The sequence below is a fragment of the Affinundibacterium nitidum genome (assembly GCF_014284155.1).
GTDB lineage: Bacteria > Pseudomonadota > Gammaproteobacteria > Burkholderiales > Burkholderiaceae_D > Undibacterium > Undibacterium nitidum.
Genome location: NZ_JACOFZ010000001.1, coordinates 1,597,931 through 1,611,308, shown reverse-complemented (window position 1 = coordinate 1,611,308; position 13,378 = coordinate 1,597,931). Strand labels below are relative to the sequence as shown.

The window sequence follows — 13,378 nt, the reverse complement described above, 5'->3', positions numbered from 1 at the left end:
GATTTCATTGCATTGGTCGATTTTATGCCTACTACCATCCCCGAACAAAAAGAAACCGTCATTCCCTTTCCTTACAGCGGTGACTATCGAGTCGATGTTTTGTTAGATTCTTTATCTGCACGTTGGAATGTCAGGGATAAGGTGGGTACACCGACCAAAGTCACTTTCAGTTTTATGAGCGTTTCACCGAGTTACGCTGATGCTGAAGACCAAACTGGTTTCCAGCCATTCAATGAGACCCAAAAGACTGTTACACGCGAAATTCTGGAGTTAATTTCGCAGCAAATTGGGATTGATTTTATTGAGGTGGGTGATACGGCGACTAATTTTGGTCAGCTTCGCTTCGGCAATAACTCACAAGGGAAAACAAGCGCGGGTTATGCATATCAACCTGGATTCTCAGACACCGCGGGTGATTTGTATATCAACGCCGATAGTTCTATGGCGATGAATAACCTTGTGCCCGGTAGTTTTAGTTGGTCAACGCTCGTGCATGAAATTGGCCATACCTTGGGCCTGAAGCATCCAGGTAATTACAATGCGGGAGAAACTTCGACTCCGGTGGTTGAAAATTTGCTGGCAAGCTCTGAGGATAATGCTCGCAATACGATCATGTCCTATGTCGAAGTTGCACAAGGTCAGGAGCGGGTGTTTTTTGGTAAGTACGATATGCTGGCGTTACGATTCTTGTACGGTGGGCGTGCTTTTCACACGGCCGACGATGTGTATCGTTTCAGCGATTCCGATGGAAATAAACTGTTATTGATTAACGATACCGCAGGAATCGACACAATTGACCTATCGGGTTTGACTCAGGGCAAGGTGACTTCCATCGACGTTAAGACCGGTGCCGTTCTACGTCAAGAAGGAGCGACTATTAGCCTGGTGCCGGGGGCCGATTCGTCGATTGGCTGGTTCGGAGACTATTGGGCTTCTAGCGGATCGACTTCCTCCGGGCCGGCGGTCAAGAATGTTTCGATCGACTACAACACCTTGATTGAAAATGTCACTGGTTCTCGGTTCGATGACACCATAATTGGTAACCAACTCGATAATCGGATTGAAGGTGGTTTAGGCGCTGATATCATCGATGGTGGCCTAGGAATCGATACCGCAGTTTTCTCGGGTAAGCGGAATGATTACTCTATGACTGGGCTTAGCGTAGGTAATAGCTTAGACATGTCGATCAGAAACAAGTCATCTACAACAGACCGTGACGTCACTATCAGTGTTGAACGTTATGACTTTAGAGATATGCGTGTTGATCTGAGTATAGGTGATACAGCGCGATCTGTAGGTGCAACAGCAGTCAAGAATATCGCTGAGCTTTACGTGGCTTACTTCAATCGTATTCCTGATTCCGAAGGCATGAATTACTGGCTCAAACAATATAAGAGTGGGGCTAGCATTGAAACGATTGGTAAATCTTTTTACGCAGCAGCGATCAGTCCAACTTTCAGCGCATTGACAGGCTACAGCTCAAGTATGTCGAATATCGACTTTATTCGAACTATCTATAAGAATGTATTGGGACGAAATGAGGTTGATCAGGGAGGGCTTGATTACTGGAGCACCGCGTTAAGCAAACCTGAGGGAAGCTCGGGCGCCGAGACTAGAGGTACACTGATCAATACGATTTTAAATGCGGCTCACGGTTTTAAGAATGATGCCACATACGGTTGGGTCGCAAATTTGCTCGACAATAAATATACGGTGGCGAATTATTTTGCGATTCAGCAGGGGATTAGTTATTTCACGCCAGAAGAAAATTATCAACGTGGCGTCGCGATTGCAGCAGCCGTTACGCCTTCCGATACGACTGTCGCCATTGGATTAATCGGCGTGAGTGATCCTGGTTTCATATTGTAATAGTCTACATCGGGAGGGCATTCGTTTGAGTTCGATGTCCGGTGCTTGTCCGCCCGCATAGGCGGACATCCCTAGTTCTTCCGTTTATCCTTCGATTTATTGATAAAACCCATTAAAATCAATGGGTTGAAATCGTGCTATTGCACTGGCACGCTTCCTGCTAAATAGATGCTATTCGTTGTAATATCATCAGGAAGCATCATGATTCGAGACACTTCAGGTCAAGACCAAGTCATTGCTCAAGCGCCAGTATGGCAGCGTAAGAAGCTCATCATCGGCGTCGTCGTCGGTATCGCCTTAGTTGCCACGAGCTTTGTTTTAGTGCGTGGTTTTAGCAATAGCAGCAAATCTATCAATAGCGCCCGCATCAAGATCGCCGCAGTGGCACGTGGCAATTTGGTGCGTGATGTCGCGGTCAATGGCCGTATGGTGGCGGCGATCAGTCCCACCTTATATTCCACTGCGCCGAGTACAGTCACTTTGAAAGTCAAGGCCGGTGACATGGTCAAGAAGGGCGACATCGTGGCTGAGCTTGAGTCGCCCGACCTCACCAATTTGCTTAAGCGTGAGCAAGCCAATTACGATCAGCTCGAAGCGGAAGTCTCTCGCCAACGCATCCTTGCTCGCAAACAAAAATTGATTGCGCAACGCGATGCTGATCAAGCCGAAATCGAACGCATTACTGCTGCAAGAACGTTTGAACGTTTCGAACAAGCTGGCCCTTCAGGCGTCATCTCCAAGATCGACTACGCCAAAGCACAAGATGCTTTAAAGACCGCGGAAATTCGTGCCAAGCACGCGGCTGCGGCAACCCAATTAGAAGGCGAAGATGTCGACCTCAATCTAAAGACCAAGGTTGCGCAACTCGAGCAACAGCGTCTAGTACGTGATGACGCGAAACGTAAAGTCGATGAATTGAAACTCAAGGCGCCTGTCGATGGCATGGTCGGTACTTTGTCGGTCGCCAACCGTAGTGTGGTGGCCGCGAATACGGCCTTGATGACCTTGGTCGATCTCTCACAGCTTGAAGTGGAATTGGAAGTGCCTGAATCTTTTGCTGCCGATCTCGGCATCGGCATGACCGCCGAAATTAGTATTAACGGCAACATCACGAAAGGCAAACTATCTGCGATTTCACCTGAAGTGGTGAAGAACCAAGTCTTAGCACGCGTGCGCTTTGACGGCGCGCAGCCAGCGGGTTTGCGTCAGAGTCAACGTGTTTCGGCACGACTCTTGATCGAAGAGCGTCCGAATGTATTGATGGTCGCACGTGGTCCTTTCGTCGAGAGTGAAGGCGGACGTTTTGTCTACGTAGTAGAAAACAATATTGCGGTGCGTCGACCATACAAACTCGGGGCAACTAGTATTTCGTCAGTAGAAATTATTGAAGGCTTGAAAGAGGGCGACAAGATCGTTGTTGCAGGCACTGACCAATTTGAAAATGCGGAAAAAATTTCGCTCAACAATTAATACGCGATTAGCGCGAAAGGAGTCACGATGTTACACATGAAAAATCTCAGTAAAGTTTATCGTACACATATGATAGAAACACATGCATTGCGCGGTTTCGAAATTCACGTCAAGCAAGGTGAATTTGTGACGGTCACCGGCCCATCTGGGTCTGGTAAAACCACCTTTCTCAACATCGCGGGCCTACTCGAAGATTTTACGGGTGGCGAATACTACCTCGATGGCGTCAATGTTACCGGCATGAACGACAATGTCCGCACGCAAATGCGCAATGAAAAATTGGGCTTCATTTTTCAAGGTTTTAACTTAATCCCTGATCTGAATTTGTTCGATAACGTTGATGTGCCATTGCGCTATCGCGGCTTGCCTGCGAAAGAACGTAAAGAACGTATCGAAGATGCTCTCGCTCAAGTGGGCCTGTCGTCACGCATGAAACACTATCCAGCTGAGTTGTCTGGTGGTCAGCAACAACGTGTAGCAATTGCTCGTGCTTTGGCGGGATCTCCCAAATTGCTATTGGCCGATGAACCTACAGGTAACTTGGATACGCAAATGGCACGCAGCGTCATGGAGTTACTGGAAGAAATCAACGCACGTGGCACGACGATTTTGATGGTGACGCATGATCCGGAATTGGCGCTGCGTTCACAACGTAATGTGCATATTATCGATGGCCAAGTGTCGGACTTGGTGCGTAAAGCACCAAGCTTGGTAGTTGAGCCCACGATGACACAATCGGCCTAAGTTTAGGGAGAAAATTAATGCTTCATTACTATTTTCTGCTAGGCGTAAAAAGCTTGCGCCGCAATCCTGCGCTCACCGCGTTGATGGTATTGATATTAGCGATTGGTGTGGCTGCGAGTGTGTCTACGCTGACCGTCCTACACGTGATGTCGGGTGATCCTATTCCACAGAAAAGTGATCGATTATTCGCTGCCCAAATCGATGTTGGTCCAAAGGAGAATTATGTCCCAGGTCAAAGTCGTTCCGATCATCAAATGACCTATAAAGATGCGATGGCTTTTCTGAATAGTAAGCAAGGAGTGCGTCGTGCGGCGATGTACGGCGTTGATGGCGTCGTGGAGCCAGCCAGAAAGGAACTAGGCGTCACTAGTATGGATGGGGTTGCTACCAGCGCCGATTTCTTCGCCATGTTCGATGTTCCTTTTCTATATGGACAGGCTTGGCGCGAATCTGAAGATGGCAGCGCTGCTGACGTCGTTGTGTTCAGTCGAAAAAAGGCTGAAAAACTGTTCGGGACAGTAAACCCAGTTGGGCAAAAAATTCGCATGATGAATGGCGATTACACTGTCGTTGGAGTCGTTGACGATTGGAAACCTAGTCCACGCTTCTTTATTTACAACGGTCGAGCGGCTGCGTTTGCGATGGAGGATGAGTTCTTTATCCCGATCAGTAATGCGATACGACGGGAAACACCACACTCAGGCAGTATGAGTTGCTCGAGCTCGCGCGAACCAGGCTGGCAATCTTTGTTGGACTCAGAGTGTACATGGTTTCATTTTTGGTTCGAGCTAAAGTCAACAAACCAACGCTCTGAATTGCAGACTTATATTGATAGTTATGTGAGCGAGCAGCAAAAACTGGGACGCTTTGCTCGTCATGCGCCCAATAAGTTGTTTAACGTGCGTGAGTGGTTAGTTGAACGCCGTGTGATTGGTGACGACAGCAAAATTTCAGCATGGTTAGCATTTGGTTTCTTGCTCCTGTGTTTGGTCAATACGATAGGCTTGTTATTGGCGAAGTTCTCAGTGCGAGCGTCGGAAGTAGGCGTGCGACGTGCACTTGGCGCATCGAAGCGGCAGATATTTACTCAATTTCTAATTGAAGCGGCGGTAGTAGGTTTAGTTGGTGCTTTGGTTGGCGTGGGCTTGGCCATTGGCGCCTTGCAATTAATTGCTTTGCAATCAAAAGCTCTAGCGGCTGTTGCACATATGGATTGGGTGATGTTGGCAGTGACTTTCTTGATGTCTGTATCGGCTGCAGTGTTGGCTGGCATCTTGCCGACATGGCGTGCCTGCCAAGTAACGCCAGCAATTCAACTTAAGTTGCAGTAAGCGAAGGAATAGTGATGAAATTTTTCTCAGAAATGCGCCCGATTTTATCGGCTCTGCTTCGAAATAAAACAGGCCCACTTTTGGTGGCAATCCAGGTGGCATTGAGCCTGGCGATGTTAGTCAATGCACTGTACGTAGTTCAGTTGCGACTTGACTCGGCGAGCCGCCCGAGTGGTTTAGACGATGAGTCGATCAGCTTTCGACTCAATATTAGTAATCAAAAAATGGGCGGGCATGAAGATCAAATCGCTCTGCAAAAACAAGAGGCAGCGACGATTCGTGCTGTACCAGGTGTGAAATCAGTGGCTCGCGTGAACTCATTCCCAGTGTCTCGCTCGGGTAGTAATTCTGGTATGGCGGCGAGTCGTGAACAAACCAATACGACGGCGACAGCGGCAATCTATTTGTCTCCGGATTCCTTGGTTGAAACTTGGGGGCTGCGATTGATCGAGGGCAGTGATTTTAAGTCGACAGACTATTTGGAACTTGATGCAAGTGCCTCTAGAGAGTTTCCGAAAGTGGCGATCGTATCGAAAGCGATGGCGGAAAAACTCTTCCCTGGTGCGAGTAGTTTCGTCGGTAAAGAATTTTATCAAGGTACAGGGGATGGTGCCATCGGTATGCGAATTGTAGGTGTAGTCGAACGTTTGCAAACTTCTGGTGCGCCGACCGACCTTGAGGGCGAATATTCTGTGTTAATTCCTATTCGGCTTACCAATGAACCATTTTTTGGTTATGCCGTTCGTACAGAAGTTGGACAGCGAGATCGTGTCATGAAAGAAGTAGAGGAAGCGATCCGCAAAGCGTCTCCGTCGCCAGTCAATGTTCACAGTCGTTCCATGGAAGAGTTCCGTTACGAGCGTTATCGCAGTGAAAAAGGCCTGGCTTGGATGTTACTGACGGTGAGTGCTTTGTTAGTTTTGGTGACCGCTTCAGGAATTGTCGGTATGAGTTCTCTATGGGTGGCTCAACGACAAAAACAAATTGGCGTGCGTCGTGCGCTAGGCGCGAAACGCAGTGATATTCTGTCTTATTTTTTGGTCGAAAATTGGCTTATTACCACGATAGGAATTTTCTTTGGTACCCTGTTGGCGTTGGGATTGAATCAATTTTTGGTGAGTCAATTTGAACTCACTGCCTTGCCAGTAAAATACTTGCTTATTGCACCAGCGGTATTTTGGTTGCTGGGAGGCATTGCTGTTTATGCGCCAGCTTGGCGGGCAGCGAGTATTTCTCCCTCAACTGCGACGCGTGGCGTCACCTAAAGTTTGATTCCAGGCGGAGGTCGGATACGTTACACTTCGGCGTATTCGACACGCAGCTAAGTTTACAATTCCCGTTTTGCATTTGATTGATTCATCATGCCTACAGTCTTGATTATTGACGACAACCCTTCGATCGCGATTGCACTCGACGTACTGCTTTCTTTGCACGATATTCAAAGCGTGCAAGCACAGTCGCCTGAGCAAGGATTGGCCATCTTGCAGCAGCAAGTGGTGGATCTGGTAATTCAGGACATGAATTTTACGCAGGACACGACATCGGGTGAAGAAGGGATTGCGTTATTTAAGCAAATTCGAGCTTCATATCCTGACTTGCCAGTGATTTTGTTGACTGCTTGGACGCACCTTGATGCTGCAGTCGATTTGATCAAAGCAGGCGCCGCTGACTATTTAGCCAAGCCATGGAATGATCAAAAGCTCGTCGCTACGGTAAAGAATCTAATCGAGCTCGGACAAAGTAATCGGAGTTTGCAACATAAACTACAGAAAGAGCGCAAGCATAAACGTGAGCTAGAGACCACATATGATTTACGGAATTATGTGTGGGCAGATGCTGCAACTGAGAGTGTATTGCGCATGGCGTGTCAGGTTGCCAAGTCAGATGTATCGGTCCTAATTACGGGGCCGAATGGCGCAGGCAAGGAACGTATTGCTGAAATCATTCAAGCCAATTCAAAAGTGAAGAATGGTCCCTTCGTTGTTTTGAATTGTGGCGCCATTCCTGCAGAATTAATTGAAGCGGAATTGTTTGGAGCAGAGGCTGGTGCTTATACAGGCGCAACCAAAGCCCGTGAAGGTAAATTTGAAGCTGCTGATGGCGGGACTCTATTCCTCGATGAGATCGGCAATCTTCCTTTGGCTGGGCAAATAAAGCTGTTACGCGTATTGGAGACGGGGCGATTCGAACGTTTGGGCTCGAACAAAGAGCGCCAGGTGAAAGTGCGAGTTATTAGTGCGACTAATGCTGATTTACCAGCAATGATCAAAACCGGAAGTTTTCGTGAAGACTTGTTTTATCGTTTAAATGTGATTCAGTTGAGCTTGCCACCACTCGCTGAGCGTAACGATGATATTTTGCCCATCGCTCATGCCATGCTGGAATCGGGTAAGCGTCTTAGCACAATGGCAGAAGCGAGCTTGTTAGCACATACATGGCCAGGCAATGTACGCGAGCTCAAGAATGTGATGCAAAGAGCATGTCTATTATCTGCTTCGGAACTAATACAACCTAGTGATTTAGGCTTGCCACAGGTTTCTGCGAGCGCATCTATTGTTAATGAAATGGAGCCGGATCGAGATGCTATTGAGCAAGCATTAGTTCGCGCAAAGGGTGTGATCGCACAGGCGGCGGTTGAGCTTGGTCTTAGTCGTCAAGCACTATATCGACGCATGGATCGTTTAGGTATTGCGCGTTAGGAGCACGTTTAAATATTGGAGAAATTTTGTGCAATCGACGGCAAACTCCGCTAAGATCTTTGCATGAATACGCCAGATATCCCTCGCATGAATCAACAGACCCGAGATGCTACTGAGACAGCTCTCAGTTCTCAGCCTCTACCTGTACGTGGTTTTCGTATATCCATTATCACGCGTTTGTTGCTTGGCCTAACTGCGATTTTTGTAGTGGTTTTTGTCACTAGTTTCTACGCACTAGATTTTTTTCCGGATTGGCGTGGTTACATTTGGCTTGCAGCTTTCCTTGTCGGGGTAACTTTGATCCACGCCTCGATACGGCATGTAATGTCACCCGTGTTTGAGATGTTTAGAGCAATGAGTGGCACGGTCTTGAGCTATCAAGATAAAGATTTTTCTATAGGCCTGAATTGGAAGCGGCAAGACGAACTAGCCGATTTGGTTGATGCCCATAATGCGCTTGGCGAGGTACTGCGTGAACAGCGTTTGGATTTGGTTCAGCGTGAGCTCTTGCTCGATAGTATGTTGCAGAACACACCAGTTGCGATGCTCTTAATTGGTACTCGTGGACACATCGTGTTTGCCAATATTACGGCGCGGCAATTACTTAACAGTGGCCGCAAGCTAGAAGGTTATACCTTAAGTGAATTGTTGCAGCATCTATCCAGTTCGCTCAAGGAAGCTTTAGATCATGGTGGTGATGGCTTGTTCACGGTACATGCCGATAAAAGTTCTGAACATTTTGAGCACGACGATGAGGACGAGATCTATCATCTTTCTCGTCGTAGCTTTGTGTTAAACGGTAGCGAACATGAATTGCTATTGATTCGCCATTTGACAGTTGAGTTGCGCAGGCAAGAAGTGCAGACTTGGAAAAAAGTGATTCGTGTAATCAGTCATGAGTTAAATAATTCATTAGCGCCAGTTGCCTCCTTGGCTAATTCTGCCGCAGCGCTAGTGGAGCGACAGCAATACCAACGTCTGCCAGAAATATTGCGTACGATCGAAGAGCGCGCCCAACATCTAGAAAGTTTTATCCATGGCTATGCGCGCTTTGCAAAATTACCGAGCCCGCGACTTGAGCAAGTTTCATGGCTAATTTTTGTTCAGAGCTTGGGGGCGCAGCAGACATTTCAACTACTGGGTAGTTTGCCGGAACAAGCACTCAGTTGCGATCGTGCACAAATGGAGCAAGCATTACTCAATTTGCTAAAAAATGCGCATGAGTCTGGATCGCCAGCTGAAGGCATTAGTTTGGAAGTGAAGCGCACCATTGAGGGTGTGCGCATTGAAGTGGGAGACCGTGGCCCTGGCATGAGTGACACTGTGATGTCGAATGCTTTAGTGCCGTTTTACTCAACAAAACGCAATGGAACTGGCTTAGGCCTAGCTTTAGCGCGTGAAATCATTGAGGCCCATGGCGGCCGAATTTCTCTAAGTAACCGCGAAGGTGGTGGCCTCTTGGTGAGTTTGTTGCTCCCTCAAAATTGATGCGAAGCTGAAAGCCGCGTGAAAATCGCGTATCCTCTCGGTTTTGTTCAAATATTCACGAGATATTATGGGTAATAGACTTTCAAAGATCGCTACGCGCACCGGTGACGCTGGTACCACTGGCTTAGGTGACGGTAGTCGCATCGACAAAGACGCATTGCGTGTGCACGCGATGGGTGATGTCGACGAGTTGAATTCTCATATCGGCGCCTTGATTTGTGAAGATATTCCCGATGGTATGAAACAGGAATTGTTTTCTATTCAGCATGATCTTTTCGACATGGGCGGCGAGTTGTGCATTCCGGGCTACACCATGATCACTGAAGCACAAGTATTACGCCTTGATGCTTTGCTAGCGAAATACAATGCCGATTTGCCACCACTTAAAGACTTTATTTTGCCCGGTGGCTCGCGCGCCGCTTCGATGGCGCATGTGTGCCGTACGGTGTGCCGTCGAGCTGAGCGTGCGATTGTTAGTGTCGGTAAGGCAGAACATGTCAATGAAGCACCTCGTCAATATATGAACAGGTTGTCGGATTTATTATTCGTCTTGTCGCGTGTACTGAACCGTCATGCAGGTGGTAGTGATGTTTTGTGGGAAAAAGAGCGACAACGTTAAAAGCTTTTAAAATTCTGTGCAACAGCCTCTAGTTTAATTTTCACGTCTGTTTTATGATGAAGTTCAGATAGAGAAGATTGCGGTGTCGATCACTCCACTCGGTCGCGATAGCGTGCAGTCTTCACTACATTTTGTTTGCGTGAAACGGAGGTTCATCATGCCGAAATGGTTAGAGCAAGCGGCCAAGAATGATCTCGAGATTATCGAGGACGGCCAGTGCCAACTTTGTGGCTCCGATACTTTGCACGGCATCACAGAATGCGTTGCCACCGCTGGCAAAATCACGCACAAAATTAGTCAAGAAAAAGGCATTGAACACATGACCATATTTTTGTGTGTTGATGCCCATGCACTTCAGCACACACAGATTCATGCACGTTGGAACAATCATTTCCATTTGACGCGGTTGCACTTAATTTTGGTCGATGAAATTGATTGGGATTATGATTTAACGACAGTGCTTAACGAAGTACTGGACGATTACAAGCTCGAACATCCCCAAGAGAAAATCCAAGAGCCAGACGAGGCGCATCGCGCTAAGATCACCGTGACCGACGTCGATGCTAGCCACGATGAAGAGGAATATATCGATTTAGTATGGGAATGGGCCGAACAAGTCTACGCCTCTTTTGCCGACAGCCATGTTATTGCACGACGCGTGGCCGAACAGTTCAAACAAAGAATGCTCGTCGACAGCAACGAAGCTTAGTTTAGCACTGCCAAATCGGTAGTCGATCCCAGTGCTTGATGCGAACGTTTAGAATTTTTTCGCAATAAACGGGCGTGCAATTCCCTTTTCGTGTGTATCCGTGATGTCTAAATATTCATGTATCGAGTACAGGGTCGCCCGGTCAAACCTAGAATCCCCTCTAAATTATTAGAAAACAACAGATCCTCTGCAAAACCCGAGGAAAAATATCCTACAATGACGGCTTAATTTTCATTCTAGGACATGCACCATGGCAGTTAATTCTCCTATCCCAGTCGCTGCAGATCTAAAACCTGTCAAGGGCATTGAGCTCGGTTACGCGCAGGCGGGAATCCGTAAAGCAAATCGCAAAGACGTATTGGTGATGAAGTTAGCTCCCACTGCAACCGTGGCTGGTGTTTTTACCACCAATCGGTTTTGCGCTGCGCCAGTGCAGGTATGTAAAGCTCACCTAGAAAGCCCACATATGGCAGTAGGGCCAATTCGTGCTCTGATCGTCAATACAGGCAACGCTAATGCGGGTACAGGTGATGCAGGCTTAGCAGCAGCGAATGCGACTTGCGCTGCTTTAGCAGAGTATTTGCAATGCGAACCTTCACAAATCTTGCCGTTTTCTACCGGCGTGATTTTAGAACAGTTACCAGTGGATCGTTTAGTTGCGGGTATGCCTGCAGCAATTGCGAGCTTGGGTGAGAATAATTGGTTAGAGGCCGCTGAAGCGATCATGACCACTGATACCCAACCTAAAGCTGCATCGACTTTTGTGGTGATCAATGGTGTAAGGGTGAACATGACCGGCATTAGTAAAGGTGCAGGCATGATCAAGCCGAATATGGCGACTATGTTGGGATTTTTGGCCTTGGACGCGAAAGTGTCGCAGCCGGTCTTAGATCATTTGGTGAAAACAGCCGCAGATCATTCGTTTAATAGCATCACAATTGATGGCGACACCTCAACCAATGATTCATTCATGTTGATCGCGACTGGTGCATCGAATCTGGAAGTCAATGAGATCGATTCCCCGGAATACACGGCTTTAGCGGCCGCAGTGATTGGCTTGTCTCAGAAGCTGGCGCACATGATCGTACGGGATGGTGAGGGCGCCACGAAATTTATGAGTATTGAAGTGGAAGAAGGTCGCGACGTAGAGGAATGCCGTAAGATTGCGTACTCTATCGCGCATTCACCTTTAGTCAAGACAGCATTCTTTGCGTCTGATCCTAATTTGGGTCGCATCTTGGCAGCTATTGGTTATGCAGGTGTGACCGATCTTGATGTCAGTAAGCTGAATTTGTATCTCGATGATGTGTTGGTCGCAAAAAATGGTGGTCGCAACCCAGAATATCGTGAGGAAGATGGACAGCGTGTGATGAAGCAAAGCGAGATCACGATACGGGTCAAACTTTCACGTGGCATTGCCAAGGCCACTATCTGGACATGTGACTTATCTCACGACTACGTTTCGATCAACGCTGATTATCGCTCCTAATTTTTCTTATGATGATCGCGTCTGGTACTTTGTAAAGTGCCAGGCGCTTTTCTTTTTCTAAACGCCATGACTGCCCTCGACCAATTTTTGCAACGCGCTGAGCTTCTACTCGATCGCTTAGAATCCTTGCTACCAGCCGCAATGCCAGCACCAGACTGGACCGCAAGCACAGCATTTCGCTGGCGTAAGCGTGGTGCACAAGCGTATTTGCAAGCGGTGAAGGTACCGGCGAGTTTGCGCTTTGACGATTTGCAACATATCGATCAGCAGAAACGTTTAATCGAACAAAATACACGTCAATTTGTGAATGGGAAGCCCGCCAATAATGTCTTATTGACCGGAGCCCGTGGTACGGGGAAGTCATCCCTAATTAAGGCTTGCTTGCAGCATTTTGCTGGACAAGGATTGCGTTTGATCGAAGTCGACAAAGCCGATATGGCCGACCTACCAGATATTGTCGAGTTAGTCGCGGATCGCCCAGAAAAGTTCGTTTTGTTTTGTGATGATCTTTCATTCGAAGAGGGTGAAGCTGGCTATAAGGCCTTGAAGGTGGCGCTCGATGGCAGTATTGCAGGTACTTCTGCGAATGTATTGATCTATGCAACTTCGAATCGTCGGCATTTACTGCCAGAGAAAATGTCAGACAATGCGGGCTACGTTCACGGTGATGATGGCGACTTGCATCCAGGTGAAACCGTGGAAGAAAAAATTTCCTTGTCCGAACGGTTTGGTTTGTGGGTTTCATTTTACTCTTTCAAGCAAGACGATTACCTTGATATTGTCGCTCATTGGCTGCGTAGCTTTGGTTGCGACGAGCAATCTATCGTCGCATCACGCACAGAAGCTTTGCAATGGGCATTGCAGCGTGGTTCACGCTCGGGCCGCGTCGCGTGGCAGTTTGCGCGTGACTATGCTGGTCGCATTGCGTAGTTTTGTTCCCCTCACTCAGTTTAGAAACCA

General features: G+C 47.7%; 11 protein-coding genes. All 11 read left to right on the top strand.

Annotated features, from left to right (window positions below):
* Positions 1–24 precede the first annotated feature (24 nt).
* The 11 genes from H8K36_RS06910 to H8K36_RS06860 all read left to right on the top strand — a co-directional run bounded on the left by H8K36_RS06910 (position 25) and on the right by H8K36_RS06860 (position 13,348).
* Positions 25–1,869, top strand: coding sequence for a DUF4214 domain-containing protein (locus H8K36_RS06910; RefSeq protein ID WP_186914456.1), 1,845 nt, complete (start codon positions 25–27; stop codon positions 1,867–1,869).
* A 201-nt stretch (positions 1,870–2,070) separates the two neighbouring features.
* Positions 2,071–3,339: an efflux RND transporter periplasmic adaptor subunit gene (locus H8K36_RS06905; RefSeq protein WP_186914457.1), complete on the top strand. Its 1,269-nt coding sequence runs from the start codon at positions 2,071–2,073 to the stop codon at positions 3,337–3,339.
* Positions 3,340–3,366: 27 nt separating this feature from the next.
* On the top strand, positions 3,367–4,083 hold the full coding sequence (locus H8K36_RS06900; RefSeq protein ID WP_186914458.1) for an ABC transporter ATP-binding protein: 717 nt from the start codon (positions 3,367–3,369) through the stop codon (positions 4,081–4,083).
* Positions 4,084–4,100: 17 nt separating this feature from the next.
* Positions 4,101–5,414, top strand: coding sequence for an ABC transporter permease (locus H8K36_RS06895; RefSeq protein ID WP_186914459.1), 1,314 nt, complete (start codon positions 4,101–4,103; stop codon positions 5,412–5,414).
* A gap of 14 nt (positions 5,415–5,428) precedes the next feature.
* Positions 5,429–6,679 carry an ABC transporter permease gene (locus H8K36_RS06890; protein WP_186914460.1) on the top strand — a complete coding sequence of 417 codons (1,251 nt, stop codon included), beginning with the start codon at positions 5,429–5,431 and terminating at the stop codon, positions 6,677–6,679.
* Positions 6,680–6,775: 96 nt separating this feature from the next.
* On the top strand, positions 6,776–8,113 hold the full coding sequence (locus H8K36_RS06885; RefSeq protein WP_186914461.1) for a sigma-54-dependent transcriptional regulator: 1,338 nt from the start codon (positions 6,776–6,778) through the stop codon (positions 8,111–8,113).
* A gap of 63 nt (positions 8,114–8,176) precedes the next feature.
* Complete coding sequence (locus H8K36_RS06880) at positions 8,177–9,601, top strand: sensor histidine kinase (protein WP_230404308.1); 1,425 nt, start codon at positions 8,177–8,179, stop codon at positions 9,599–9,601.
* A 67-nt stretch (positions 9,602–9,668) separates the two neighbouring features.
* Entirely contained in the window at positions 9,669–10,220 is a 552-nt protein-coding gene (locus tag H8K36_RS06875; RefSeq protein ID WP_186914462.1) for a cob(I)yrinic acid a,c-diamide adenosyltransferase, read from the top strand.
* 157 nt (positions 10,221–10,377) lie between these two features.
* A complete protein-coding gene (locus H8K36_RS06870) occupies positions 10,378–10,929 on the top strand; it encodes a DUF5946 family protein (RefSeq protein ID WP_186914463.1) in 552 nt (183 codons plus the stop codon).
* Positions 10,930–11,179: 250 nt separating this feature from the next.
* Positions 11,180–12,418 carry a bifunctional glutamate N-acetyltransferase/amino-acid acetyltransferase ArgJ gene (gene argJ / locus H8K36_RS06865; protein ID WP_186914464.1) on the top strand — a complete coding sequence of 413 codons (1,239 nt, stop codon included), beginning with the start codon at positions 11,180–11,182 and terminating at the stop codon, positions 12,416–12,418.
* 66 nt (positions 12,419–12,484) lie between these two features.
* On the top strand, positions 12,485–13,348 hold the full coding sequence (locus H8K36_RS06860) for an ATP-binding protein (protein WP_186914465.1): 864 nt from the start codon (positions 12,485–12,487) through the stop codon (positions 13,346–13,348).
* Positions 13,349–13,378: the final 30 nt, after the last annotated feature.